This window comes from Streptomyces gelaticus (assembly GCF_014649535.1).
In the GTDB taxonomy this organism is placed as follows: domain Bacteria; phylum Actinomycetota; class Actinomycetes; order Streptomycetales; family Streptomycetaceae; genus Streptomyces; species Streptomyces gelaticus.
The window spans coordinates 92035-118617 of record NZ_BMTF01000006.1 but is presented as its reverse complement, the minus strand read 5'-3'; the positions used below and the strand labels follow the sequence as shown (position 1 = coordinate 118617).

The 26583-nt window shown below is 72.8% G+C and carries 21 protein-coding genes; 5 read left to right on the top strand and 16 right to left on the bottom strand.

Features of this window, described 5'->3' with window-relative positions:
- Window positions 1-5 precede the first annotated feature (5 nt).
- The 4 genes from IE107_RS11105 to IE107_RS11090 all read right to left on the bottom strand — a co-directional run bounded on the left by IE107_RS11105 (window position 6) and on the right by IE107_RS11090 (window position 6648).
- The gene (locus IE107_RS11105) at window positions 6-4613 is read right to left on the bottom strand and encodes a HEAT repeat domain-containing protein (protein ID WP_189543557.1); all 4608 of its coding nucleotides are present in this window, start codon (window positions 4611-4613) and stop codon (window positions 6-8) included.
- Between the two features lie 72 nt (window positions 4614-4685).
- Entirely contained in the window at window positions 4686-4850 is a 165-nt protein-coding gene (locus tag IE107_RS11100; RefSeq protein ID WP_189543556.1) for a hypothetical protein, read from the bottom strand.
- A gap of 174 nt (window positions 4851-5024) precedes the next feature.
- Window positions 5025-5618, bottom strand: a complete 594-nt coding sequence (locus tag IE107_RS11095; protein WP_189543555.1) for a TetR/AcrR family transcriptional regulator — start codon at window positions 5616-5618, stop codon at window positions 5025-5027.
- A 265-nt stretch (window positions 5619-5883) separates the two neighbouring features.
- Entirely contained in the window at window positions 5884-6648 is a 765-nt protein-coding gene (locus IE107_RS11090) for an SDR family oxidoreductase (protein WP_189543554.1), read from the bottom strand.
- Between the two features lie 184 nt (window positions 6649-6832).
- Between IE107_RS11090 and IE107_RS11085 the strand changes: the two genes are divergently transcribed.
- Complete coding sequence (locus IE107_RS11085; RefSeq protein WP_189543553.1) at window positions 6833-8098, top strand: exo-beta-N-acetylmuramidase NamZ family protein; 1266 nt, start codon at window positions 6833-6835, stop codon at window positions 8096-8098.
- A 54-nt stretch (window positions 8099-8152) separates the two neighbouring features.
- Here IE107_RS11085 and IE107_RS11080 read toward each other — a convergent pair whose 3' ends face one another.
- Window positions 8153-10975, bottom strand: a complete 2823-nt coding sequence (locus IE107_RS11080) for a penicillin acylase family protein (RefSeq protein ID WP_189543552.1) — start codon at window positions 10973-10975, stop codon at window positions 8153-8155.
- 228 nt (window positions 10976-11203) lie between these two features.
- Here IE107_RS11080 and IE107_RS11075 point away from each other — a divergent pair, with 228 nt between their 5' ends.
- Complete coding sequence (locus IE107_RS11075; protein WP_189543551.1) at window positions 11204-11815, top strand: hypothetical protein; 612 nt, start codon at window positions 11204-11206, stop codon at window positions 11813-11815.
- 63 nt (window positions 11816-11878) lie between these two features.
- On the opposite strand, the gene soxR is transcribed toward IE107_RS11075, so the two are convergent.
- Window positions 11879-12352, bottom strand: a complete 474-nt coding sequence (gene soxR / locus IE107_RS11070; RefSeq protein WP_189543550.1) for a redox-sensitive transcriptional activator SoxR — start codon at window positions 12350-12352, stop codon at window positions 11879-11881.
- Between the two features lie 131 nt (window positions 12353-12483).
- Between soxR and IE107_RS11065 the strand changes: the two genes are divergently transcribed.
- Window positions 12484-12945 (top strand): MaoC family dehydratase, encoded by a 462-nt coding sequence (locus IE107_RS11065; RefSeq protein WP_189543549.1) that lies wholly within the window; start codon window positions 12484-12486, stop codon window positions 12943-12945.
- 34 nt (window positions 12946-12979) lie between these two features.
- On the opposite strand, the gene IE107_RS11060 is transcribed toward IE107_RS11065, so the two are convergent.
- From IE107_RS11060 to IE107_RS11050, 3 genes are all read right to left on the bottom strand, one after another.
- Complete coding sequence (locus IE107_RS11060) at window positions 12980-13609, bottom strand: TetR/AcrR family transcriptional regulator (protein WP_189543548.1); 630 nt, start codon at window positions 13607-13609, stop codon at window positions 12980-12982.
- 81 nt (window positions 13610-13690) lie between these two features.
- Window positions 13691-13981: a YiaA/YiaB family inner membrane protein gene (locus IE107_RS11055; protein ID WP_189543547.1), complete on the bottom strand. Its 291-nt coding sequence runs from the start codon at window positions 13979-13981 to the stop codon at window positions 13691-13693.
- An 88-nt stretch (window positions 13982-14069) separates the two neighbouring features.
- Entirely contained in the window at window positions 14070-15221 is a 1152-nt protein-coding gene (locus IE107_RS11050) for an acyl-CoA dehydrogenase family protein (protein ID WP_189543546.1), read from the bottom strand.
- Window positions 15222-15286: 65 nt separating this feature from the next.
- On the opposite strand from IE107_RS11050, the gene IE107_RS11045 reads away from it, so the two are divergent.
- Entirely contained in the window at window positions 15287-15961 is a 675-nt protein-coding gene (locus IE107_RS11045) for a TetR/AcrR family transcriptional regulator (RefSeq protein WP_189543545.1), read from the top strand.
- A gap of 15 nt (window positions 15962-15976) precedes the next feature.
- The gene (locus IE107_RS11040) at window positions 15977-16696 is read left to right on the top strand and encodes an ArsR/SmtB family transcription factor (protein ID WP_373302426.1); all 720 of its coding nucleotides are present in this window, start codon (window positions 15977-15979) and stop codon (window positions 16694-16696) included.
- A 19-nt stretch (window positions 16697-16715) separates the two neighbouring features.
- Here the strand turns inward: IE107_RS11040 and IE107_RS11035 are convergent, their stop codons facing one another.
- The 7 genes from IE107_RS11035 to IE107_RS11005 form a co-directional block, all read right to left on the bottom strand.
- Window positions 16716-17798, bottom strand: a complete 1083-nt coding sequence (locus IE107_RS11035; RefSeq protein ID WP_189543544.1) for a Zn-dependent alcohol dehydrogenase — start codon at window positions 17796-17798, stop codon at window positions 16716-16718.
- Window positions 17799-17849: 51 nt separating this feature from the next.
- Window positions 17850-19238, bottom strand: a complete 1389-nt coding sequence (locus tag IE107_RS11030) for an aldehyde dehydrogenase family protein (protein WP_189543543.1) — start codon at window positions 19236-19238, stop codon at window positions 17850-17852.
- Window positions 19239-19323: 85 nt separating this feature from the next.
- Entirely contained in the window at window positions 19324-21225 is a 1902-nt protein-coding gene (locus IE107_RS11025) for an ABC transporter ATP-binding protein (RefSeq protein ID WP_189543542.1), read from the bottom strand.
- A 239-nt stretch (window positions 21226-21464) separates the two neighbouring features.
- The gene (locus tag IE107_RS11020; protein WP_189543541.1) at window positions 21465-22085 is read right to left on the bottom strand and encodes a TetR/AcrR family transcriptional regulator; all 621 of its coding nucleotides are present in this window, start codon (window positions 22083-22085) and stop codon (window positions 21465-21467) included.
- Window positions 22086-22207: 122 nt separating this feature from the next.
- Window positions 22208-23491, bottom strand: a complete 1284-nt coding sequence (locus IE107_RS11015; RefSeq protein ID WP_189543540.1) for a hypothetical protein — start codon at window positions 23489-23491, stop codon at window positions 22208-22210.
- A complete protein-coding gene (locus tag IE107_RS11010) occupies window positions 23488-24303 on the bottom strand; it encodes a cupredoxin domain-containing protein (protein WP_373302430.1) in 816 nt (271 codons plus the stop codon). The genes IE107_RS11015 and IE107_RS11010 overlap by 4 nt, the downstream gene beginning before the upstream one ends.
- Window positions 24304-24335: 32 nt before the next feature.
- A complete protein-coding gene (locus IE107_RS11005; protein ID WP_189543539.1) occupies window positions 24336-26465 on the bottom strand; it encodes a right-handed parallel beta-helix repeat-containing protein in 2130 nt (709 codons plus the stop codon).
- Window positions 26466-26583: the final 118 nt, after the last annotated feature.

Sequence of the window (26583 nt, the reverse complement as noted above, 5' to 3'; positions counted from 1 at the left end):
GGCGCTCAGCCTTCACCGGCCCTGATCCGGTCCAGTACGTCCGTGTACAGGGAGCGGCGGTCGGGGCGGGCGTGGGCGGCGGCGTTGCGCAGGGCGGGGACCGCCGCGCCGCCCATCCCGACGAGCCCCTCGGCCGCCGTCTCGCGCACCACGGCCCGGGGGTGCGCGAGCAATCGCGTCACCGCGGGAATCGCGGGCTCCCAGGCCGCCCGGCAGAGAGTGCCGATCGCCATGCGCACCACGTCCGGCCGGGGGTCCTCCAGCAGGAGTCCGGTGTGGCGCAGATGGGCCGGCCGGGCGAGCATCGCCCGTGAGGTCCGGTGGGCACGCAGCCGCACCCTGGAATGGGGGTGGGTGAGCAACTCACCCAGCAGGTCGAGTAGTTGCGGGTCCTGATCGGGTCCCGGGCCGGTGTGTTCCCCGGCCAGCTCCGTGAGCGCCCGGCAGATCTGCTCCGCGGTGCCGGTCCGGGCCAGGTCCAGCAGTTCCTGCCGGGTGGGACGGTGCCGGGTTCCTGCGGGTACGGCCGCGTCCCGGTCACGGAGCGCCGCCAGTGCCGCCACGTCCTGCAGCTCGGCGTCCGGGCCGCGCAGCGGGCCGTCGACGAGCAGGAGCCGCTCCGCGAGTTCGTCGCGCCCCTCGGCGCGCAGGCGCCGACGGGTCCGCGTGAGGGCGGGGGTGCGCAGCAGCCGGCGGCCGGCGAGCAGGTCCACGAAGCCCCAGGCCCCGGCGTCGAGACGGCCGCCCAGGGCCTCGGCCAGCGCGTCGGCGGGACAGGCGCGCAAGGCGTCGCCGACCGCCCGGCCGACGGCGGGCGGCGCGTGTTCCCACCACTCCAGCAGCAGCGGGACCAGCCGTTCCAGCTCCCACGGGTCGAGCCCGGCGGCGGCGCGCGCCACCCTGTCGCGCAGGATGCCGTCGCCCCGGAGCTCCGCCTCGTCGACGGCGGCCAGTGCGAGGGCCGGGTCGGCGCCGGCGGGCAGGGCGACCCGGCCGCGGAGGTACGCGCGCAGCACCGCCAGCCGGGCCTCCGGCTCGGGCCACCGCGTCAGCGCCTGGGCAGCGGTCTGTCTGCGGTCCGCCCCGGCCGACTCCAGCATGGCCAACAGCCGTTCCCGCAGCGCCGCCGAGCGCGGCTGGTCCAGGTCGTCGGCTTGGACCCGGCGCGGTGGCGGCGCCGGTGCGTGGGCGGTCTCGGCGATGGTCCAGGGCGGTGCGTCGAGCGGCTGGAGCCACGTCATCCAGTCGACGAGCGCGGTCCGCACCCCGGGGCCGGCGCTCCCATGGGCCTCGATCAGCGCGGCCAGCCGGTCCCGCGAGGGAACCGCGCCGTCGTCCCGTCGGCGGAACTCCTCCAGTGCGCCCGGTGTGCGGACCGCGTCGTCCAGTGCGGCCCGCCAGGCCCGGGTTCCGGCAGGCACGAGCCCGCCGTCGGCGGTCTCCGGCACGGCGAAGGCCTCCCGGAGCACGGCCGTTTCGGCCCGCCAGGGGTCGGCGCCGAGCCGGGCGCCCACCAGGGCCCGGTCGAGGTCGGCGCGGACCGGCACCGCGCCGAGGCGGCGCAGCAGGGTCAGCGTGGACCGGCTCGGGGTCGCAGGCGCGGGGCGCAGCGCCCGTACCGCGGCGACGGCGGCCGGTTTCGCGGTGGCCGCCAGCATCGGCGCGACCGCTTCGAGCACGGCGATCAGATCGTGCCGGTCCCCGCCCCGGGCGTCGGCCAGCGCGTCCAGCAGGAGCGGGGCGGACCGGGCGAATGCCGTGAGCTCCGCGTCGTTTCGGGGCTCGGCGCCCAGGCGCAGCGCGAACCGCACCACCTTGTTCCGGAGCGCCTTGTTGTGGAGCGCTTCGTTCCGGAGGAGCGGCAGGGAGTCGGCCAGCCGGAGCCAGTCGGCCAGCATCGGCCGCAGCTGCTGCGAGTGGCCGGGGCCGAGCGGCTCGTCCCGCTCGGCGACGCGCAGCGCGAGCGAGAGGTCCCACCCCCCGGCCACCAGGGCCGCTATGTCGCGGTCCGCCGCATCGGCCGCCGCCGACGGGTCCGCGGCGGCAGATGCGGTGATCCCGTGCCCGGCCATCGCCGACGCCAGGTCCTGCACGGTGCCGGAGGCCGGCGCGACCCGGCCGGACGCCACCAGGGACAGCAGCGTGCCGGCCACCGGTGATCCCTGGTCGTCCAGCGCCAGGACCGAGCGTGCGGCGAGGACGCCGTGGAGGCCCGCCAGCAGCAGCCGGCGGGCGCCGTCGTCCCGGCTGTGCTCGGCGGCGGCGACGAGGGTGGCCGCGTAGGCGTCGCCGAGGACGGCGCGCAGGGCCGTGACGAGCTTCTCGCGCAGGCCGGGGTTGTCGTCGTGCCCGAGCCGGAAGAGGAGCTTCGGGAGCGCCTCCGGCGTGCCCGCGCGGACCAGCACCTCGGCCGCCGTCTTCTTGATGTTCATGTTCGGGTGGTCGAGGCACGCGGCGATCGCGGCGCTCGCCCAGTGGGCGCGGGCGTGGCCCAGTGCGAGCAGCGCCTGGCGGACGGTCTGGATGTCCTCGGCCCTCGTCAGCGCGATCAGCGTCGCCGAGAGGGCCTGGGCGTCCTCGCCCGTGGCGTCGCGGGCGAGGAGGGCGATGACGTGCTTGCGTACATGCCGGTCGTGGTGGCGCAGCAGCCGGTGCACCCGCGCACGGGTGCCCTTCCACGGGGCCCGGAGCAGCAGTTCGAGCAGGACCACCTGCTCGTCGTCACAGAGCCCGGGGCGGTCCAGCAGGTCCAGCGCCACCGTCGCGACGAGTGCGTGCCCGGCCTCCTGGGCGTCCGTGGTGTCGAGCAGGCAGACCGGCCGGATCGCGCGGCGGGCGTGGAGCCGGCGGCCCAGGGCGCCCACGGCGTCCAGGACCTCCTGCGGCACCGCGGGCTCACCCGCCGGCTGCCCGTGCTCCCCGGTCCGGGGCGCCGCGTCCGGACTCCTCGACGCGGCCTGCTCGGCCACGACGCGCAGCAGCAGGTCGGCGATGACCGGGAGCGTGGCGGCGTTGCCGTGGGCCGCCAGCCGGCACAGCGCCGCCACCGGCTCGGCCGGGTCCAGGTGGGAGCGCAGCAGGGCCAGTTCCCGCTCGTCCGGTCCGCCGAGGTCGGCCGCGATGCCCGGCGGCAGGCCCACGGGGTCCAGCCGTACGAGAAGGGCGCGGCGCTGTGCCGGATCGCGGTTCAGCTGCCACAGCAGTTCGAGGGCGCGGTCGCGTACGGCGCGCAGATGGGGCGCCGTCCCCCCGTCGGCGGTGAGACCCAGTCCTTCGCGCAGGGCCCGTACCGTCCGGTCCCCACCGATCGCCTCCAGCGTGTCCAGGGCCGCGGCGGGCGCCGCGGGCAGCAGGGCGATCACGGCCTCCTCGGCGTCCTCGTGGCGCAGTTCGCGGATCGCGTCGAGGAACGGTCCCGGTGCGGGGGCGAAGGGCAGTACGTCCGTGATGGCGTCGCCGACCGGGAGGTCACCGGCGCCCTGCCCGGCCAGGGCGACCAGCAGGGCGAGCCGTCGCGGCCAGCCCGGATCGTCGGCCGGTGCGTCCGCCAGTACGCGCAGCGTCTCCTTCCGCGCGGTGAACAGGATCGTCGCCACGTCGCGGGCCGGAACGGAGTGATCGGACAGGGCGAGACCGAGGACGGCGGGGACGTGCGTCCCGTCCGGGAAGTGACCGCGCCGGTGGAGTCCGCGCAGGCAGGTCACGGCCGGCCCGCCGAACAGCAGGGGGTCGCGCGCGGCCACGGCCGTCAGCTCGCCGATGTCGTCGCGGTCCGCCAGCTCGCCCAGCAGTTCCATCGCGCGCCGGCGGAGGCCCGGCGCAAGGCCGGGGTCCTCGACGGCTTGGCGCAGCAGGTCGCGGTGGCCGTGGCGCGCGGCGGCCCCGATGGCTGCGTCGGCCACCGCGGCCTGCTCCCGCACCGGCCCCCGAGCCGGTTCCCCGGCGCGATCCCGCTCCGGTTCGGCACGGAGGAACGGAGCGAGGAGGCCGGGCGGCAGCGGATCCGCCGCCGCCCACGGCTCGGCGAGCTCGCCCAGCGCAGCGGCGACGACCGGGGCGCTCCCCGCCCCCAGCAGACCGATCAGGTCCTCCCGGACCAGCGCCGGGGCCAGCAGACCGGCGTGCAGCCCCTCCCGGGCCAGCCGCAGCGCCTCGGCCTGAAGCACCGGATCGCCGCTGCCCGCCAGTTCGTCCACGAGCCGCGTCGGCCGGTGCGTACCGGTGATGTCCGCCCCCCGCACTGCCTGGTACAGGAGTTCGCCCCGGGGCTCGTCGCGGAGCACCTCGGGGTCGTGGAGCACATCGGCGCGCAGCCAGGCGATCCGTACCGCCGCCGGCAGATGCCCGGCCGTGCGCCACGACGGCCGGGGGCGGTCCCTGAGGCGGTGGCCGAGCCGCTCGTGGAGCCCGGCCAGGAGGAGATCGGCCTCCGGCAGTCCGGTCAGCGATGCGGGCAGCAGCCCGGCGAGTGCGTCCCGTTCCTCGTCGTCGGGCGGGGGGCACTCAGTGAGGCGCTCGGCCAGCAGAACCAGTCCGAGATGACGCTGCCCGGGGTCCTGGTGCCCGATCAGCCGTCCCAGGGCGTGGAACTGTTCGTCGGCCGGTGTCCGCATCGTCGGATGCTAGCCGGGCGGTGTTCGGCCCCGCCAATGGGTTCCGGGCCCGCGCTCCGCTCGGCAGCCGCCTCAGTAGCCGCCGGAACCCACGTGGTCGGCCAGCGCCAGCTCGCGGACGAAGGCCCTCACCCGCAGCAGGCACCGGGCGACGAGGCGTACGGTCGGCGCGTGGTGGGTGCCGTACGCCGCGGTCCAGAATGCGGGGACGTGCGCGGACTCCCGGGTGTGAGTCATACCTCCAGCTTCGGCCCGTATCCGCGATCGGTCCAACAGATGGTTCAGCCGGCTGCGATCGACGACGTGGATGGATGGAACTGCGCCGACTCCGCCACTTCATGGCGGTGGTCACGCAACCGAGCCGGCCTCGTACCACCAGCTGTGGCCGGGGTGACGGCCCAAGGGCTGCCCTCAGGGACGCAGCGCGCGCAGCAGCAGGTCGGCCAGGTGGTCGGCGACCTCCTGCGGACCGAGCGGACCGTCGGGGCGGTACCAGGTGGACAGGTGGTGGACCGAACCGAAGTGGTAGTCGACGATCAGGTCCGCCGGGGTGGCCGTGGAGAACACTCCGCTGTGCTGGCCCTCCTCCACCAGGGCCCGGAAGCGCTCGTGGTAGCGCCGCCGCTCCGCCCGGACCTGCTTGTTCTTCTCCGGGCTCAGGTGGTGCATGGACCGGAAGAAGATCGAGGCGTCGTCGAGGTTCTCGATGGTCGTGACGACCACATCGGCCGCGGCGTCGCGCAGCCGCTGGTCCACGGGGGCGTCGGCGTCGGCGAAGGCGTCGAGGCGCTCCTGCTGGAGGCGGAGCACCCGGGCGTAGACCTCCTGGAGGAGGTCCTCCTTGGAGCCGAAGTAGTGGTAGAGCGCGCCCTTGGTGACGCCCGCCGCCTCGACGATCTCCTGGACCGAGGTGCGGTCGTAGCCCTGCTCCGCGAAGAGCCGGGTGGCGGCGGCCAGCAGCCGCTGAGGGACGGGAGCCGTGTCCCCGTCCGTCGCCTTGGCCATTGCCGCCACCTGCCTTCCGCGTGAACCGGTCTGTCGAGGGGAACGCAGTTCCCGCCCGAGGATCTTCCCACTCGCCGTCTTCGGGAGTGCGCCCAGGATCTCGACCTGGCGCGGATACTTGTACGCGGCGAGCCGTTCCTTGCCGTAGGCGCTCAGCTCCTGTCGCCGGTGCGCAGCCCGCTGTCAGGAAAGGCGGCGGCGGTGGCCTCGGGCAGCCGCCGGCGGCCGCAGACCGCCTGCGGCTCGGCCGCGTGGACGGACTCGGTCATGCGCCGGTCTCCTCCCACTTCTGCTGAAGGCGGTTCATGCCGCCGAGCCAGTGGTCGGTGTCCTTGGCGCGGGCCCGGTAGTAGCCGGCGACCTCGGGGTGCGGCAGGACGAGGAAGCGGTCCTCGGCCATGGCGTCGAGGAGCGCGTCGGCGACCGCCTCGGGCTCGATGGCGCCGGGGGCGAGGACGAGCTCCCCGGCCGATCCGGCGGCGGTGAGCATGTCCGTGCGCACGCCCTGCGGGCAGATCGCGTGGACCTTGACGCCGCGGTGGCGGTAGGTGAGGGAGAGCCATTCGGCGAAGGCGACGACGCCGTGCTTGGTGACGCTGTACGGCGCGGCGCCGATCATCGTCAGCAGTCCGGCGGCGGAGGCGGTCGAGACGAAGCGTCCGCTGCCGCGCTCCAGCCAGTGGGGCAGCAGCGCCCTGGCCGCGCGGACGTGAGCCATCACATTGACGTCCCAGGCCGCGGCCCAGACCTCCTCGTCCGCGAGGACGTCGCCGGGTGAGGCGAGGCCGGCGTTGGCGCAGTAGATGTCGACGGTACCGTCGAGCGCCTCCCGGGCCGTGTCCACGATCCGCGAGGCGTCACCGGCGACGGCGACGGCGCCGATCTCCTCGGCCAGCGTCTTGATCCTCGCCTCGTCGAGGTCGTTGACCACGACGCGCGCCCCTTCCGCGGCGAACCGGCGGGCCAGCGCGGCGCCGATGCCGCCTCCGGCCCCTGTGACCACCACGCCCGCGCCCTGCACCGCACTCATCCGGTCCCGCCTCTCTCAGCCGACTGCCCGGCAGACTAACCAGTCGGTATGCCGGAGCGGAAGGGGCGGACACCGCTCGGGAAGCACTCCTGTCACACCCGTCCCGTCCGGCTCATTCCGTATGGCCTGAACCCGCGCTAGCGTGCGTGACCATGACAGACGTCGCGATCATGGAGGTAGCCGAATGAGCCTGACCAGACGTGGTTTGCTGGCCGCCGGTGGTGCGGTGGGGGCCCTCGCGGCGACGGCCGCCGGGACCGGGGCCGCGGGCGCCGCCCCCGCTGCGGGCAAAAAGCACGGCCGGGTCCGCACCGGCTTCGACCGGCTGGCGGCGGACGGCTACGCGCTGCTGAAGGGCCAGAAGGTCGGGGTCGTCACCAACCCGACCGGGATCACCTCCGACGTGCGCCACATCGTCGATGTGATGCACCCGGACGAGCGGGTGGACCTGATCGCCGTCTTCGGACCCGAGCACGGCTTCCGGGGCACCGCGCAGGCGGGCGGTTCGGAGGGGCGGTACGACGACCCGGCGACCGGACTCCCGGTCTACGACACGTACCTGAAGAGCGGGCAGCCGCTCGCCGATGTCTTCACGGCGTCCGGCGTGGACACGGTCGTCTTCGACATCCAGGACGCGGGCGCCCGCTTCTACACGTACATCTGGACGCTGTACGACTGCATGGAGGCGGCGGCGCTCGCCGGGAAGCGGTTCGTCGTCCTGGACCGGCCGAACCCGGTGAGCGGGCGGGCGGCGCTCGGCCCGGTGCTCGACCCGGCGTTCGGCACCTTCGTGGGCCGCCGGGAGATCGCGCAGGCGCACGGCATGACGGTCACCGAGCTGGCCCTGCTCTTCAACGCCCGGTTCCTGGCCGACCGGCCGGTGGATCTGCGCATCGTGACGATGTCCGGCTGGAAGCGCTCGGACTTCTTCGACACGACCGGGCTGCCGTGGGTGCCGCCGAGCCCCAACATGCCGACGCCGGACACGGCACTCGTCTACTCGGGGACCTGCCTGTTCGAGGGCACGAACCTCTCCGAGGGGCGCGGCACGACCCGGCCCTTCGAACTGCTCGGCGCGGAGGGCATCGACCACCGCTGGGCGACGGCCGCGAACGCGCTCGGCCTGCCCGGGGTCGCGTTCCGCGAGGCGTACTTCGCGCCGACGTTCTCCAAGTTCCAGGGCAAAACGGTCGGCGGTGTGCAACTGCACGTCCACGACCGCGAGGTCTTCGATCCGGTACGCACCGGAATCGCGTTGCTGGTGACGGCGAAGCGGACCTGGAGCGGGTTCGCCTGGCGCTCGGACAACTGGATCGACAAGCTCACCGGCAACACCCGGGTCCGCACCATGATCGACGCGGGGGCGGACACGGACGAGGTGGTGGGGGCCTGGTCGGAGGATCTGGCCGCGTTCCGGGCCGTACGCAAGCGGTATCTCCAGTACCGGTGAGACGGGCCGGGCGGGCCCGGGGTCGGGGCCCGCCCGGCACAGCGGTTCAGTCCCCTACCGGTGGGCGGGGAACTCCACCACCTGCTGGTACGTCGGGCGGTTCTGCCAGTGGATCGCCTTCTGGGCGATCCCGCCGAGCGGCTGGTGGACGATCGAGTCGGAGCACCACTGCTCGCCCGCCCTGCAGTTGTCGTCCCCGGGGTAGACCTCCGTCGCGGGCTGGGCCACGGCCTGCTTCAGAGAGGCGAGCAGCGCGTCACGGCAGCTGTCCGCGTCGCCGTCGCCGCAGTACGTCCTGGCCAGCGGCCCCTTGACCGGCTGCCCCAGGACCTGACGCAGGTCCTTGTCCACGAAGCCCCACCAGCCGTACTGGAACGCGGAGCCGCTGTGCGCCCCGCTCGCCCCGTGGCCGGCCGACGGGGACTCGTCGGTGGCGAGGTCGGCGGTCAGCGCTTCGTACAGGCCGTCGCCGAGCCCCGGCCGGAATTCGGCCTCGACCAGCTTCGGCCACCACGCGTCCATGATCCGCACCGCGTCGGCGTGGGTGAACGCGTGCGAGCCGGCGCTGCTCTCCCGGCGCTGCGAGCCCGCCGCCCGCCAGGAGTCCAACTGCTGGATCGCGGCATTGAGTTCGGGATCGGTCACCGGCTCGGAGCGGATCACCTTCAGCAGCTCGGGCAGCAGCTGCTCGCCGCGCAGATCGGTGACGGCGGCCTCGGCCATGACCCGGGTGAGGGAGGCGCGGGTCACACCGCCCTCGTCGACCAGCTTCGCCACCCGGTCGTCCAGCAGATCGCCCCGGTGCACGGCGCCGAGACCGAAGCCCGCGGCGGCGTACCCCTTGGCCTGCTTGTTGTTCCAGGAGACGTAGTAGTCCTGCCCGCTGGAGTGCGGGTGCTCGGCGAACGGGGTGTACGCGGCGGTGTTGGCGGCCGGCTCGTACCCCTGCCACTCGTAGGCCCGCCCGGCCCGCACCGGCAGCGCCGGGTCGACGCCCGCCGCGCGCACCGGGTTCATGCCGCTGTTGTAGTAGGCGGCGGTGCGGGAGTCGGCGTAGAACCAGTTGAAGGCGTAGTCGATATTGCTCGCCGCCCGCTTGAAGGAGGCGGCGTCCTTGACGTACGAGGGATCGTTGAGCATCTGGAAGCCGATGATCGAGTCGGCCTCGTGGCGGTAGGTGGTGCGCAGCGAGGTGTACGCGACGGGCTTGCCGCCCACGGTGGCGCGGTGGGTGACGATGCCGTAGTTGGTACGCCTCACCTGCATCCGGTAGGAGCCCTTCGCCGTGGAGTCGGCGACGGTCGGCTTCCAGGAGTTGGTGTGCTCCAGCGTCTCCATGGCGGTGCAGGTGCCGCGGTAGAGGTAGTGCGTGGAGTCCTTGGCGGGCGTGGAGCCGTCGGGCTCGCACAGGTCGACGGCGTAGGTGTCGGTGATGTCCTGGCCGGCCGAGGTGGCGCTCCAGGCGTAGTCCTGGCCGCGCCCCATCTGGATGTACATGCCGACACCGGAGAAGGAGACTCCCCGGGCGCTGATGCCCGGCCCCTGGAGCTCCTGGAGCATCATCAGCTGCGGGGCGAAGTAGCCGGTCTGCGGGCCGAACACGGCGATGGGGTTCCCGCTCGCGGTGTGCTTCCCTGAGACCAGCAGGGCGTTGGACATGCCGCGCTTGTGGGCGCCGGAGCCGGAGCCGGGCAGTGAGCCCTCGGGGACAACTCCGTCGTCGTAGATCCCCTGGGCCTTCTTGAGCGGGGCCGGGGCCTGGACCGGGGCCTTCCTGTCGGTGCCCGCGGAGCCGGTGCGGTCGTGGATGAGGGGTTCGGCGGTGACGGACCCGGCGTCGGGCAGCGCGGTGCCGCGGGCCTTGCCGGGCTTGCCGGCGTACGGGAACGAGGTGCCGTCATGGATCGTCAGCACGGCCTCGGGGTCCTCGCGCTGGCGGAACGACTCCCAGACCTTGGTGCCCTCGGCGACGCCGTACTTCTGCTGGGCGGCCAGCAGCGAGAGCGCCGCCTGGACCTCGCCGCCACCGCCGCCGCCGAACTGGCCGCCGACCACCGAGGCTATGGAGATCAGGTCCGTCAGCTTGAACGGCTGGATCTCACCGACGTTGGTGATGGCGTCGATCTTGCCGGTGAGGACGTACTCGCCCGGGAAGTAGCGGCCGTTCTTGGACTTCTCCCGGTAGGCGTTGATGCCGTCGACGTACGCCTGGGCATCCGCCATGGCCTGTTCGCCGCGGGCGCCCTCGTGGGTCCGGATGTACTCGACCTGGGCTTCGAGATCGGCCTCGGTGTACGGGGCCTGCGGCCAGAACTGCTGCTCCAGGCCCTGGTTGGCGAGGGCGCCGCCGGCGAACGAGGTCAGTTCGCCGCGTCCGATGTGCCGGAAGAGATCCATCAGCCAGAGCCGGTCCTGCCCGGCGGCGTATCCGGCGCCGAACTCGGTGCCGTAGCGGGTGGTGCCCTTGATGTGCGGGACACCGGACGCCTTGTCGCGGGTGATGGTGACGTCGTCGCGCGGTGAGGTGACGGACTCGACCTGGTCCTGGGGCACACCGAAGGAAGCGTCGTTGAAGAAATCGGCCAGCTTCCGGTCGGTGAGACCGGTGTGTCCGGCCACCAGGCCGTTGTAGCGGTCGAGTTGGTCGTCGCTGTGCTCGGGGTGCGTACCGAACGCCTTGTTGCCGAGGATGTCGACGAGCGTGGCGTTGCCGTTCTCGCCGGGCGGCAGGATGTCGTCGCACTGCCCCTGGCAGTAGTCGGTGACGGGGCCGGGTTCCACGGCGCCGGCCTGCGGCGAGGCCGCGAGCAGGGGGGTGCCGAGCGCGAGAACCGCCGCGACGGTGGCGGCCCTGAACTTGATGGTGCGTGGGGGCATGCGTGCTCCTCCGAGAGGCGGATGCGCCGGAGGTTACCGGCGGTATGACCCGCCAGCAGGATGAACACCCGTCACCTTTTCCGAATCGTCACATGCCGCTCTCCACGGCGGCACGCGGCGCCGGACCGCGCCGAATTCCGGACAACATCAGCTCGGGCGGGATCCTGACGGGGCAGCCGTACGTCCATTCCTTGACGCCGAAGTACGAGCGACGGAGGTGACGGTGCGGTGGCGGGATTCCGGAGTCTTGCGAGACAGGTGCGCGATCCGCGGAGCGACCTGGCGCTGCGGCGGTATTCGCTGCGCAAATGCCTGGAGAGGTTCGCCCCTTACGGACATCGGGCGACCTGGGACCATCTGTGCACCCGGCACGGAATCGGACCCGAGGACCGGTCCCCCGATCCGGCGCGGCTGATGCGCGCGCTGGACGAGCTGGAGGCGGCGCGGACGGTCTGGCTCGGTTACGAGGCGGGGTTCGCCGAGCGCCGCAGGCGGGAGAAGCACGACGGTCTGCGCCGCCCCGGCGCGTTCGACGACTGGCACCGGCGCACCTGGGGCGGCCACGGGGTCGCCCGCTGCGAGGACCCGGCGGTGCATCCGTCGGCGCCGCTCGCCGAGGTGCTGAGCCGGCTGATCACGGCGCTGGAGTCGGATCCCGGCACGGCCTGCCCGGTGTGCGCGGGCACCGGGATCCACTGGCGGCAGGATCTGCGGTGCGCCCCGTGGTCCGGGCCGGTCTGCACGGGATGCGGGATCGTGGTGCCGCAGCCGGTGCTCACCCCGCGGGCACTGGCGAAGGCCCGGAGCGCACCGCGACAGGATCTGGCCACGGTGGCATGAGGCACGACGGGGGCATCCACCCCGGCCGCGTCCGCCCGGCACCCGGACAGGCGGCGCCCGGAGCTACGCGCGCTCCGCCGGCGGGCGCTCCGGCATCAGGCGCGAGCCGCTGATCCGCCGGCCCGAGACGTCGTTCGGGTTGGAGAGCACACAGTTCTCCAGCGACAGGCAGCCGCAGCCGATGCAGTCGGTGAGATGGTCCCGCAACCGCCCCAACTGCTCGATGCGATCGTCCAGTTCGGAGCGCCAGGCCGCGGAGAGCCGCGCCCAGTCCTCGCGGTTCGGGGTGCGCTCCTCGGGCAGTTCGGCGAGGGCGTCCCGGATCGTGGCGAGCGGGATGCCGACCCGCTGCGCCGCACGGACGAAAGCGACCCTGCGCAGCGCGTCCCTGCTGTAGCGGCGCTGGTTGCCGGTGGTACGGCGGCTGCTTATCAGGCCCTTGGCCTCGTAGAAGTGCAGGGCGGACACCGCGGCGCCGCTGCGCGCGGAGAGCTGTCCGACCGTGAGTTCATGGAGTGTCTGTGGGATCTGGGGCACCCCTCCAACCCTAAGGGCTGCCTCCCGGCTGGTCCGTCGTTGACAGGAACGCACCCGCCAACCATGCTGAGCAAGCGCTTAGACAGCGCGACGAAGAACGGACCGGAGCCGGAAGGGCAGGGACCAGGGACATGGCAGAGCCGAGGATCTTCACGTCCGCGCAGGAGCTGAGCGACGGGGTGGGCGAGCAGCTGGGGCGCAGCGACTGGCTGGAGGTCGACCAGAAGAGGATCGACCTCTTCGCCGAGGCCACCGGTGACCACCAGTGGATCCATGTGGACCCGGAGCGGGCCGCCGCCGGGCCGTTCGGCAGGACCATCGCGCACGGCTATCTCACGCTCTCGCTGCTGCCGGCGCTCGTGCCGCAGATCATGCGGGTCGAGGGCATGAAGATGGGCATCAACTACGGGACGAACAAGGTCCGTTTCCCGTCCACCGTGCCCGTCGGCTCACGGCTGCGCGCCTCGGCCGTCCTGAAGAGCGTCGAGGAGGCCGGGGGCGGGGTGCAGGTCACCGCCGTCGTCACGGTCGAGCGCGAGGGCGGCGACAAGCCGGTGTGCGTGGCCGAGTCGGTGTCCCGCTACTACTTCTGACGCCCCGCCACCACTGACCCGTGCCGGAGTTCCGCTACTTCCGGCGTTCCGCCGCGACCATGCGCAGCACGAGGCCGGCATAGAGTTCGCCGACCTCGTCCGGCGTCCGGCTGCCCTGCGCGTTGAACCAGCGCGCCACGTCGATGCAGAGCGAGAGCACCGCGAGCGTGGTGCCGGGGATGTCGGGGACGTCGAACTCCCCCGCCCGCACGCCCTCGCTGATGATCCGGCGCACCACCGCGTCGCTCCTGCGGCGCAGCTCGACGATCTCGGCGCGGTGCTCCTCGCCGAGGGCGTCGAGCTCGTACTGGACCACGCGGGCGGTGGTGTGCCGTTCGGCGTGCCAGCGGACGAAGGACCGTACGGCCTCGGCCAGCCGCTCCGCGGCCGTGCCCCCGCCCTCGGCGGCGGCCTCCAGGACGGACAGGGCGCGGTCGTGGCCGATCCTGCTGATCCGGTGGAGCAGCTCTTCCTTCGTCTTGTAGTGGATGTAGAGCGCGGCGGGACTCATCCCCGCCCGGCCCGCGATGTCGCGGGTGGTGGTGGCGTGGTACCCGCGCTCGGCGAAGGCGTCGACGGCGGCGACGAGAAGCCGCCGGGCCGCCTCGGGCGTCACCTCGGCCCACGGCGCGCTGTCGCCGTCGGTCTCCTCCGCCGTGCTCATCGTCACTCGCCCCTCTCGTCAGCAGGACGAACACCATACCCTGAACCTGAGCAAGCGCTTAGGGCCCGTGGGGCGGGACCGTCAGAGCTTCTGGAAGGGGTCGTGCTCGGCGAGGATCTTCTCCAGCCGGGCCTGGTCGACCCGGCTGACGATCTGCCCCGCCTCCTGACGGTCCCGGATGACCTTGGCCAGGGTGAAGCAGGAGGTGACGAGGTAGAGGACGCCGATCGCGAGGAATCCGCGGACCCAGGCGTTGGCGTCGAGGAAGTAGATACCGAGGGCCACCGCGCCGATCGCCACCCCGAAGGAGGCGACGGCCTGGCCGTAGAAGGCCGCGGTGCTCTGCTGCTTGACCGATGCTGTCTCACTCATGGCGCCCAGCATCGGCCGACGTGGCGTGCACCACATCCGCTCCCGTACTCAGCCGGTACTCAGACGCCCGTTCGAGCGCCGGTGCGGCTCAGAAGGCGGAGACCCCCGTCAGCGCGCGGCCGATGATCAGCTTCTGGATCTGGCTGGTGCCCTCGTACAGCGTCATCACCCGGGCGTCGCGCAGCAGCTTGCCGACCGGGTACTCGTCGATGCAGCCGTAGCCGCCGAAGACCTGGAGCGCGTTACTGGCGGCGCGGACGGCGGCCTCGGAGGCGAAGAGCTTCGCCTTGGAGGCGGCGGTGGCGAACTCCTCACCGCGGTCCACGAGGTCCGCCACCCGCCAGGTCAGCAGCCGGGCGGCGTCGACGTCCACGGAGATGTCGCTGATGAGCTCCTGGACGAGCTGGTGGCTCGCGATGGACCTGCCGAACTGCTCGCGCTCGCCCGCGTAGCCCACGGCGGCGTCAAGGGCGGCCTGCGCGATGCCGACACAGCCGGCCGCGACCGACATCCTTCCCTTGGCCAGGGCGGACATGGCGATGGAGAAGCCCTTGCCCTCCGGGCCCAGGAGCGCGGACGCGGGCACCCGGACGCCCTCCAGGACCACCTCGGCGGTTGCCTGGCCGCGCAGCCCGAGCTTGCCGTGGATGGTGCGACGGCTGAGACCGGGGGTGCCGGTGGGGACCAGGAAGGCGGATATGCCCTTGTGGCCGGGGGTGTCGTTGGTGCGGGCGAAGAGCAGCACCACATCGGCCCAGGTGCCGTTGGTGATGAACATCTTGCTGCCGTTGATGACGTACGCGTCACCGTCCCGGACGGCCCTCGTCGTCAGGTTCCCGGCGTCCGAGCCGGTGCCGGGCTCGGTGAGTCCGAAGCAGCCGATCGCCTCGCCCGCGGTGAGCCCGGGCAGCCAGTGCCGCTTCTGCTTCTCGTCGCCCCAGGCGGCGATGGTCTTGGCGACGAGGCCGAGGGAGACGGAGACGATGCCGCGGACCGAGGAGTCGCCGCGCCCGAGCTCCTCGGTGACCAGGCAGTACGCGAGGTGGTCACCGCCCGAGCCGCCGTACTCCTCGGGCACGGTCAGCCCGAGGAAGCCGACGGAGCCCAGCTTCTTCACGATCGACCTGTCGACGCTCTCGGCCCGGTCCCACTCCGCGACGTGCGGGGCGATCTCCCGGGCGACGAAGTCCTTGGCGAGCTGCCGGACGGCTTCCTGCTCCTCGCCGAGCTCCAGGTTCATCCTTCGGCCCTCCACTTTTAATTAGCACTGCTAGTTTTTCGTTCGCAGGCCCTACTATGTGCCGCATGGCCCGACCGCGCAAGCCCCTCCTCAGCAGAGACCGCATCGTCGAAGCGGCGAGCGCACTCGTGGACTCCGAGGGGCTCGACGCCGTGTCCACCCGCCGGCTCGCGGCCGAACTCGGGGTCAGCGGACCCTCGCTCTACAACCACTTCCGCAACAAGGACGAGATCCTGGACGCGGTCGCGGACGCCGTGTCCGCGCAGATCGATCTGTCGATGTTCGACGAGTCGGACCCCCGCGACTGGCGCGCCGCCCTGCACGACTGGGCCGTCTCCTACCGTGCGGCGCTCACCGAGCACCCGCACATCGTTCCGGTGCTCGCCCGGGGGCCGGGCCGCAGGCCGGCCGGCCTGCGGGTCGCCGACGCGGTGTTCGGCGCGATGGTCGGGGCCGGCTGGCCGCCGGCCCAGGCGACGTACATCGGGGCCCTGATGCGGTACTTCATCACCGGTTCGGCGCTGGGCTCCTTCGCCCGCGGCTTCGTCGACGACGAGACGGCCTACGACCCCGCCGACTATCCGCACCTCGGCCAGGCCCATCTGCTGGCCGAGCGCCGCCGGCAGGTCGACGAGGGGGCCTTCGAGACCGGGCTGCGGGCCCTGGTAGACGGCCTGTCCGTCCAGTACGAACTGCTGGCGCCGGGCGGAACGGTTCGGCCGGCACCGAAACGTTCCTGACGCATCCTGGTTCCCATGGCACGCATGGCACACCCCGACCCGGCCGCGCCCCGGCTCGCCGCCCTGGCCGCGCTCCTCGCCGACGAGACCCGCGCCGCCTTCTGTCTGGCCCTGCTCGACGGCCGCGCCTGGACCGCCGGGGAACTGGCCCGGTACGCCTCCGTGGCACCGTCGACCGCCAGCGAACACCTCGGCAAGCTCGTCGCGGGCGGGCTGCTGGCCGAGGAGCGGCAGGGCCGCCACCGCTATCTGCGGCTGGCCGACGAGCGGGTCGCACACCTCGTCGAGGACCTGGCGGCCCGGGTCCTCGACTCGGCGCCCGAGCGGCCGCGCACCCTGAGCGCGGTGAACGCGGGCAGCGCGATGGCCCGCGGCCGCACCTGCTACGACCATCTCGCGGGGCGGATCGGCATCGCGATCACCGACGCGATGACCGCACGGGGGCTGCTGGAGCAGGACACCGGCTTCGCGCTCACCGCCGGGGGCCTGCGCTGGTTCGACGGGCTGGGCATCGGCCTGGAGACCGGCTCGCGGCGCCCCCTCGTACGGAGCTGCCTGGACTGGACGGAGCGCAGGCCGCACCTGGCCGGGGTCGCGGGCGCCGCGCTGTGCCGCCACGCGCTGGACACCGGGTGGTGCGTACGGATCGGGTCCGGGCGTGCGGTGAAGGCCACCCCGGACGGGGAGCGGGCGCTGTACGAGCACCTCGGCATCGAACCGGCGACCATTCGGTAGGGGCCGGACGGTCGCGGCCCTAGAAGACCACCAGGGCCCGCCCTCCCCTGCCCCTGACCATGTTGTCGAACGCGGCCGGGATGCCGTCGAGGGTGATGCGCTCGGTCACCAGGGCGCCGAGGTCGAGCCGCCCCGCCCGGACGTGGGCGGCCAGCACGGGCAGGTCCCGCGCGGGGTCGGAGTTGCCGTAGACGCAGCCGGAGAGGGTGCGTCCCCAGTGGAAGATCTCCAGGGCGTTGAAGGTGACCTGCTGGTCCTTGCCGCCGATGCCGACGACCGTGGTCCGGCCGCCGCGGCGGGTCGACTCCCAGGCGGTGCGGATGGTGGCGGCGCGGCCCACGCACTCGATGGCGGCGTCCACCCCCTGCTTGTCCGTGAGGGCCCGGATCTCCCGGGCGGTGTTCTCCGAGGCGACCACGTAGTCGGTGGCGCCGGCCCGGCGGGCCAGTTCCTCCTTCTGCGGGGAGACGTCTACCGCGACGATGCGCGAGGCACCGGCGATCCGGGCGGCCTGGAGCGCGGCCAGGCCCACTCCCCCGGCGCCGAACACGGCCACCGTCTCGCCCTCGCGCAGCCGCGCCGAGTGGTGCACGGCGCCGTATCCGGTGAGGACCGCGCAGCCCAGCAGGGCCGCGTCGGTGAGCGGGATGCCGCCCGGGACGGGCAGGACGCAGCCCGCCGGGACCACCGTCTCCTCGGCGAACGCGGCGACGTTGAGCCCGGGGTGCAGCTCGCCTCCGCCGTCGGCACGCCGGGCGTGCACGGCGCCCGCGCCGTTCAGGGCATTGGCGCACAGCCAGACCTCACCCAGCGCACAGGCATGACAACTACCGCAGGAAGGAGCCCAGTTGAGCACGACGCCGTCGCCCGGCGCGACATGGGTGACGCCCTCGCCGACTGCGACGACGGTACCCGCGCCCTCATGGCCGAGTACGGCGGGGACGGGCACCCGCATGGTGCCGTCGGACAGCGAGAGGTCGGAGTGGCAGACGCCGGCGGCGGCGAGGGCGACCCTGACCCGGCCGGGGCCGGGCTCCGGGAGTTCGATCTCGGTGACCTCCAGGGGAGCTTTGACGGCGGGCAGTACGGCGGCGCGGACCACGAACAGGCTCCTTGACGGTCGGCAACGGGGGGACGGGGCGGTTCGGAACGGTCAGAACTGGAGGGACTTGGTCTGGAGGTACTCCGCGAGCCCGTGGGAGCCGAGTTCGCGGCCGACGCCGGACTGCTTGTAACCGCCGAACGGGGCGAGCGGGTTGAACCGGCCGCCGTTGATGTCGACCTGCCCGGTGTCCATCCTCCGCGCGAAGGCCACCGCCTCCGCTTCGTCGCCCGCCCAGACCGCGCCCGCGAGCCCGTACACGGTGCCGTTGGCGATGCGCAGGGCGTCGTCCTCGTCCTCGTAGCGGATGAGCGAGACGACGGGGCCGAAGATCTCCTCCTGGGCGACGGTCATCTCCGGGGTGACATCGGCGAACACGGTGGGGCTGACGAAGTAGCCCTGTTCGCGCGGAGCTTCGGGGCCGCCCGCGACGAGGCGGGCGCCCTCCGCCACACCCTTCTCGATGTAGCCGCGCACCCGCGCGTGCTGCTTGGCGTTGACGAGCGGGCCGATGCGGTCGCCGTACTTGGCGGCCGCCTCCGCGGCGAGCGCGACCGCCTCGTCGTACTGCGAGGTGTGCACCAGCATCCGGGTCCAGGCGCTGCACGTCTGGCCGGAGTTGCCCATGACGTTCGCGACGCCGACGCCGACGGCCTTGGCCAGGTCCGCGCTCGGCAGGATGACATTGGCGGACTTGCCGCCCAGTTCGAGCGCGACGCGCTTGACGGCCCCGCCGGCCGTGGCGCCGATCCGCCTGCCGACGGCGGTGGAGCCGGTGAACGAGACCAGGTCGACACCGTCGTGCTCGGCCAGGGCCTGCCCGGCGACCGGGCCGAGACCGGTGACCAGGTTGAACACGCCTGCGGGGACGCCCGCTTCATGGACCGCCTCGGCGAAGAGCTGGGCGGTCAGCGGGGTGTCCTCGGCGGGCTTGAGAACGACCGTGCAGCCCGCCGCGAGCGCGGGGGCGACCTTCGCGACGATCTGGTGCAGCGGGTAGTTCCACGGGGTGATCGCGCCGACGACGCCGACCGGCTCGGCATACACGGTGGAGTTGCCGACCTTCTCCTCGAAGGCGTACGAGGCGGCGAGCTCGGCGTACGAGCCGGCCACCAGGATCGGCACGCCGGCGTGCACCGCCTGCGAGAAGGGCAGCGGAGCGCCGAGTTCGGCGGTGACGGTCTCGGCGATCTCGTCCTTGCGGGCGACGAGCACGTCACGCAGGGCGGCGATCCGCTCGGCCCGCTCGGCGGGCGCGGTGGCGGCCCAGGCGGGGAGCGCGGCGCGGGCGGCCCGTACCGCGGCGTCGACGTCCTCGGCCCCGCCGGCCGGGACCTCGGCGATGACCTGCTCGTCCGCCGGGTTCACGACGGCGATCGTGTCCGATCCCGCGGCTGGCCGCCAGGCCCCGTCGATGTACATGCCGTCGTGGGCCTTCATCGCTGTTCCTCCCGGTGACCGTTGCGGACGGGGTCGTCCGCAACCCAAACTAGCGCTGTTAGTTTTCTGGCGCCAGAGACGCCCGTCACGCCAGGGACTGGTGGTCGAATTCCCCCTGCTCCGCCCCGGGGCTCGCGAACTGGGTGCGGTACAGCTCCTCGTACCGGCCGCCCGCCGCGAGGAGTTCGTCGTGCGTGCCCCGCTGCACGATCCGCCCGTCCTCCACGACCAGGATGAGGTCGGCCGTCCGTACCGTGGAGAGCCGGTGGGCGATCACGACGGCGGTGCGGCCGGCGAGCGCCTCGGTGAGTGCCTCCTGGACGGCCGCCTCGGAGGTGTTGTCGAGGTGGGCGGTGGCCTCGTCGAGGATGACGACGCGCTGGCGGGCCAGCAGCAGCCGGGCGATGGTCAGCCGCTGGCGTTCGCCGCCGGAGAGCCGGTAGCCGCGTTCGCCGACGACGGTGTCGAGCCCGTCGGGCAGCGAGGCGACGAGACCGTCCAGGCGTGCGCGGCGCAGCGCGTCCCAGAGGTCCTCCTCGGCGGCGTCGGGACGGGCGAGCAGCAGGTTGGCGCGCACCGACTCGTGGAAGAGGTGGCCGTCCTGGGTGACCATGCCGAGGGTGTCGCGCAGGGTGTCGGCGGTCAGGTCGCGTACGTCGACGCCGCCGATGCGTACCGCGCCCTCGTCCGTGTCGTACAGCCGCGGCAGCAGTTGGGCGATGGTCGACTTGCCCGCGCCGGAGGAGCCGACGAGTGCCACCGTCTGGCCGGGCTCGGCACGGAAGGAGACCCCGCGCAGCACTTCTGAGCCGCCGCGGGTGTCGAGGCTCGCGACGTCCTCCAGCGAGGCGAGCGAGACCTTGTCGGCGGACGGGTAGCCGAACCGCACCTGGTCGAACTCGACGGAGACCGGGCCGTCCGGGACCGTCCGTGCGTCCGGCTTCTGGTCGATGAGCGGCTCGAGGTCGAGGACCTCGAAGACCCGCTCGAAGCTGACGAGCGCGCTCATCACCTCGACACGCGCCCCGGCGAGTGCGGTGAGTGGTGCGTACAGCCGGGTCAGCAGGAGGGCGAGGGCCACGACGGCGCCCGCGTCGAGCTGCCCGCGCAGTGCGTAGAACCCGCCGAGCCCGTAGACCAGGGCGAGTGCCAGCGCGGACACGAGGGTGAGGGCCGTGATGAACGCGGACTGGGCCATGGCCGTGCGTACGCCGATGTCGCGCACCCGGCCGGCTCGGACGGCGAATTCCGCGGACTCGTCGGCGGGGCGGCCGAAGAGCTTGATCAAGGTGGCGCCGGGGGCGGAGAAGCGCTCGGTCATCCGGGTGCCCATCGCGGCGTTGTGGGCCGCGGCCTCCCGCTGGAGCCTCGCCATCCGGCTGCCCATCCGCCGGGCCGGAAGCACGAACACCGGGAGCAGCACCAGCGCGAGCACGGTGATCTGCCAGGAGATGGAGAGCATGACGCCGAGGGTGAGCAACAGCGTCACGAGGTTGCTGACGACGCCGGACAGCGTGTTGCTGAAGGCGCGTTGGGCCCCGATGACATCGTTGTTGAGGCGGCTGACGAGCGCGCCGGTGCGGGTCCGGGTGAAGAAGGCGACCGGCATGCGCTGCACATGGTCGAAGACGGCGGTGCGCAGATCGAGGATCAGGCCCTCGCCGAGGTTGGCCGAGAGCCAGCGGCTGACCAGGCCCAGCGCGGCCTCCGCGACGGCGATCACGGCGATGAGGAGGGACAGCCGGGTGACGGTCCCCGATTCCCTTCCGGTCACGATCGCGTTCACGACCCGGCCGGCGAGGACGGGGGTGGCGACCGCGAGCAGCGCCGTCGCCATGCTCAGGACCAGGAAGAGGGCGACCCGGCGACGGTGCGGGCGGGCGAAGGCGGCGATGCGCCGCAGGGTGTTCCGGTCGAAGGGGCGTCGGTCCGCTTGCGCGTTCATGACGTTGTGGAGCTGTGTCCACGCCGTGGTTTCCATGCTCATGGAAGGAACGTACGACCTCCAGTGGACTTGAGGTCAACGGCCGGATCACGGCGCCGGTGAACTGCCCCTCGGCGGGTGTCGGGCGCGGCCCGGCCGGGCCGGGGCGCCGGTACGGCCGGGGGCCGCCGGCCTTCCTCAGCATCCCGCTGACGTACTTCATGTCCGACGACGGCTCCCACTTCGGCGTCGTCCCGGTGCTCGGCATCGTCCCGGTGCTCACCGAGGCGGGTGCCGCCCGGTCAGCCCAGGACGCGTGCCAGGTAGGCCCGGATCAGGATGCGGGTCTCGGCGACGAGGGCCCGGTCGCCGGACGGGTCGGTGCGGAAGGCGAGCCGGAGGAGGGCGTCGGCGGCCTCGACGCAGACCAGGACGGTGCGCAGCAGATCCTCGTCGGCGGCGCGGCCCAGGTGCCCGGAGAGCAGTTCGGTGAGCCGGCCGGCGACCCGCTGGTTGGCGTCTTTGGCGGGGTCGTCCTCGGGGGCGGGCGTTCCGAAGTCGACGAGGGCGAATCCGGCCACGGAGCGCTTCATCGCCAGGTATTCGTCCAGCACGGCATCGATGGCGTCGTGCCAGTCGGTGGTCGGGATGACCGCGAGGCGGGCGGTGATGCGTTCGGCGTAGCTGTCCAGATTGCGCCGGGCCAGCGCGTCGGTCAGCGCGCGCTTGTTGGAGAAGAAACGGTAGACGGAACCGATGGGGACCCCGGCGCGGATGGCCACGGCCCGGGTGGACAACTGCTCGTAGCCGGTCTCGTCGAGGAGTTCGGCGCAGGCGTCGAGTATCCGGGCGAGGCGCTCGGCGCTGCGCTGCTGGACGGGGGCGCGGCGGAGGTTCGTGTTCGCGTGGGGCACGGGCTCCATGATGCCGTGGGTCTCCTCTGCTGCGGCTGGCCGGTGGGTTCCGGTGCGGTCGCCCACGGGTGACCACTGGTGCCGGCGCGGTCCCCACGCGATGCGGTGACCACCGGTCTCCGGCGCGGTTCTCACGCGATGAGCAGCGACAGCCCGCCGATGGTGTACGTGACCATCAGGACCAGCAGCGGGAGTTGCCCCGCGACGGCCCGGCCCGGCGGGAAGAGGCGTACGGACCGGTCATGGGCGGCGACGACGCCGAGTACGTGGCCGAGGACGATCGCGGAGACCTGGAGCGTGGCGACCCCGCCGGGGCCCAGGGGCGGCTCGGGCGGGACCGGATTGTCGGCACCGGATGCCACCATGACGGTGCGTGGTCCTTCAGTGACGAAGAGCGTGAAGTAGTGGGCGACGAGATAGCCGAGCGCGATCGGGACGAGCGAGTGGGCGAAGGCGGTGAGCGGGTGGCGCAGTTGACCGGAGATCAGCCGGACGGCGCCGGCGCAGAGGGCGTAGAGGGTGGCGACGAGGGCCACGGCGCCCAGAAATCCGAGTGTGGCCGCGGTGGTGCGGCCCAGGGGTGAGGTCTGGACGGTGGTGATCCAGGACGGGGAGTCGGAGAAGCCGTCATAGGCGGTGGAGCCCAGCATGACGCAGACGGTGGCGACGAGCCCGGGGTTCTGCCCGGTGGCGTCGAGTCCGTTGAACGGGGAGCGGAGCACGAGGCGGCGGTCGGCGGGGCGGCGGCCGAGCGGGGAGAGCCGGGCGAGCAGCCCCGAGTAGACCTCGAAGGCGTCCGCCCGGTCGAACCACCCGGCGCCGTGGCGGGCGGCTCCCGCGAGGTGGGCGGCGGTGTGGAGCGAGAGGAAGAGCAGGAGGGCGGTGGTCGACGCGGGGTCGGGGGCGACGAGTTCGAGCCAGGTGAAGGCGAGGAGCCCGGCGGCGGCGGGCCACAGACCGAGCCGTACGGGAAGGGGCCGGCCCGCGGCGGGGTCGCGGCCCAGTGCGCGGCAGCCGAGGAGGTGGGCGGTGCGCAGCGGGTTGATCAGCCGCCAGACCGGACCGAGGAGGAGCGATGCGGGCACCAGGCCGACCCAGAGAAGTACGTATACGGCCCCGGGGCCCGGGTTGCGGTCCGGGTCGTCCGGGCCGAGGAGGAGGTTGAGCGTGACGTACAGGGCGGCGGCGATGCCGAGCGCGCGCAGCGCGATACGGGTGGGGCGGGCATCGGCGAGGCGCTGGAGGGCGGACGGGAGCGGCCGGCCCGCCCGGTCGCCGCAGAACCGGGAGGCGGACCAGAGCAGGCCCAGCACGAGGAAGGAGACGAAGAGCGCGGTGAAGGCACCGGCGAAGGCGTAGAAGGGGGAGAGCGGGAGGTCGTGCTGGGCGCCGATGCCGTGGGCGAGGACGCTCACCGGACGACGAGTTGGGTCAGGAGCAGGCCGGACTCATGGGTCTCGACCTCGAAGAGCCCGCTGCGGTCGGCGGTGAACGTCAGGGTGACCGTCCTGCCCGCGGGCAGCCTGGCCTCCTTGTCGTAGCCGTGGACATGGAGGGCGTCGGCGCGGTCGCTGCGGACGCGGAGTTCGACGGTTCGGCCCTTCTTGATCTCGGTGCGGCCGGGGGCCGGGCTGACCCTGCCGTGGGAGACGGTGATCTCAATGGTGGTGTCGGGGCCGGGCGTTGCCGACCGGCTCGCCTCGGGGGCGGCAGTGGTGAGGGAAGCGGTGGCCTGGACGGGGGTGGAGTGCACGGCCCAGGCGGTGTGGTCGTCGGCGTAGAGCCGTGCGGTGAGGCCGGAGCCGCCGCCTGCGGCGCGGACGAGGGAGGCGGGCAGGTGGAACCACGCACCGTAGACGCGGGCGAGCGGGCGGCCGTCGAGGAACAGCCGGGCGTGGCCGCGCCCGGGAAGCGCCGCGCCGCCCACGCTGTCCGGGGTGAACCTGAAGTTCCGTACGGAGAGACGGACGTTCCATCCGTCCTTGGAGTCGGGTCGTACGGCGACCGTCACGCCGGGGGCGCCCTCGGCGTCGACCTGGCGCAGCCGGCTGCCGGAGCCGTCGTCGGCGGCGAGCAGCCGGCCGACGCTGCCGCCGGCCTGCTCATGGCTGGTGCCGGGTTTGTGGTGGGTGGTGGCCCGCCCGCCGCAGGCGCTCGCACCGAACACGAGGGCGACCGCGGTGAGCACGGTGACGGCGGCGGCGACCGGGCGGGGGTTCCGAAGCAGCCGGGTGGGTCGCGACGGCGCGCTGGAACGCTTCACGATGCGTCTCCTTCCGGGGCGGGGCCCGGAGTGGTGGCCGGACCCGGAGTCGGGGCGGGGCCCGGAGTGGTGGCCGGACCCGGAGTCGGGGTGAGGTCCGGGGCCGGTGTCCCGGACGCTTCCGGCGGGGTACGGTCACCGTGGCGGGCGGCGGCGATCACGGCCCACACCACCCAGACCACGCCGAGCAGTCCCCGCACCCAGGCCGGGCCGAGCGGAATCCACGGGATCATGAACACGGCCTTGTCCACGGCGTCCAGCAGCGTGAGCGCCCCCAGCACCACCGTGGTCCGGCCCAGCCAGGGCCGCCGCCCCCGGAGCACGAGACCGATGCCCGTCCACCACATCCCGGTCAGCAGCAGCGCCAGCGCGGGCACATAGGAGGCGGCCAGCCCCGTCGTCGCTCCGGCCACATCGAGCCCGAGGCCGATCACGCCGAGCCCCGTGGCCACCGCGGCGAGCCGGCTGCCGCGCAGCCTGCGCCACCACAGCACCCCGCCGACCAGCGTGAGCACCACCGCGACCACCAGCGCGATCTGCACCTCGATGCGCTCGATGCCCCGCGCCCCGTACCAGTCGCAGCCGGCCGGCAGCCGGCGTGCCTGCACGTTGTAGTCGGCGCAGACCAGCAGCTGGGCGAGTTTGACCGGTTCGCCGACGAGCCGGTCGGTGCGCACGGACACGTCACCGCGCGCGGAACCGCAGGCCGGCAGGGCACGCGGGGAGGACGGCCCGGCGTCCGCCTGCCAGCAGTTGCCCTCGCCCTGGCCGTCCCACCACACATCGGTGCGGTTGGGCCGGGAGTTGCCCGCCTTGTCCTTGCCGAGGTGGTTGCCCGCGTAGCGGTTGTGGTGCGAGGTGTCGGCCTGCTTGGCCAGTGCGCCCTCACCGCGGATGAAGGCGGGCACGGCGGTCAGCACGAAGGCGGCGCGCTGCTGCCCGTAGATCCAGTTGTTCTCGTACAGATTCCAGTTGCCGCCCGCGGTGATGATGCCGGAGCCGGGCGGCATGGATATCTGCGGGCAGACGACGCCTTCCTCGTAACCCCGGTCCACCGGCGGCTTGGCGCAGGTGCCGTCGGCGACGTAGGGGTAGTAGTCGGCGTTGTTGTCGTGGATCAGGTTGCGTTCGAAGCGGGCGTGGTTCTGCGGCAGTCCGGGGTGGCCGGGAAAGGCGCTGTCCATCGAGGCGCCGCCCATGTTGTGGTCGAACTCGTTGTCGTGGACGTAGACGGAGTCGCCCGCGGTGCCGGAGTAGCCGACCATGTTGTGGTGGCTGCGGCAGCCGGTGATCTCGATGGAGTAGCGCGGCACGTCGTAGCCGTGGGCGTCGTTGATGTTCGAAGCGCTGCCGGGGTAGATACCGGAGTCGCCGTTCCCGTACGACTCGCAGTTCTTGTACAGCCCGTGGTCGCTGGCGAAGGTCAGGAAGCCGTACTCGTCGTTCCACCGGGTGAGGACGGAGTCGATGACGAAGCCGTCCTGGGCCAGGACGTACAGGGAGTTGAAGGTGGTGCGCTGGGCGGTGAAGTTCCGGAAGTAGATGCCGTCGGAGCCGTCCGCGCGGATCGCGTTGAGCTTCTGGTACTTGGCGTCGACGACCACGTCCGTGCGCTCGGCGCCCGTGCCCTCGATCTGGAGGTCCTTCTTGCCGAGGACGGCCACCAGGTTCTGGTTGTGCGGGCACCGCGTCTGCTGGGCGTACGAAAGGATCTGGTAGCCGAGCTGGGATCTGGGCGCCTTCAGCCGGGCGCACTCCCCCGTCGGCTTGGGCAGCGAGGGCTCCTCCTCGTACAGGCCGGGCAGCACGGCGATGTTCATGCCGGGCCGGTCGACCGCGTCGACCGCCTGTTGCAGATGGCGGTAGCCGGACTTCTGGCACCGGTCGAAGAGCTTCAGGTTCCGGGTCCGCAGCGCGTCCGGGAAGCGGGACACCCGGCGCTCGAAGTCCGCCCGGTCGCTCTTGCAGACCAGCAGATCGGGTTCCGCGCCGCGGTACACGGGGACACGGCCGGTTCCGTCGGGCAGGGTGACCGGACGTTCCTCGTGCGCCTGGGCGACCGGAGCCGCGAGGAGGGCGGCAGCGAGCGCCGCCAGGACCACCAAAAGTCTTCGTGTCCACGACATGTGCGGGAGAGTAGAGCATTGTTCATCTTTTTGAACCCCTCGTGCGCCATGAATGCCGTTGACTCACCTCGATCCGATTCCTACGGTTGCCTATAGGATTCCTTCGGCACCGGGAGCG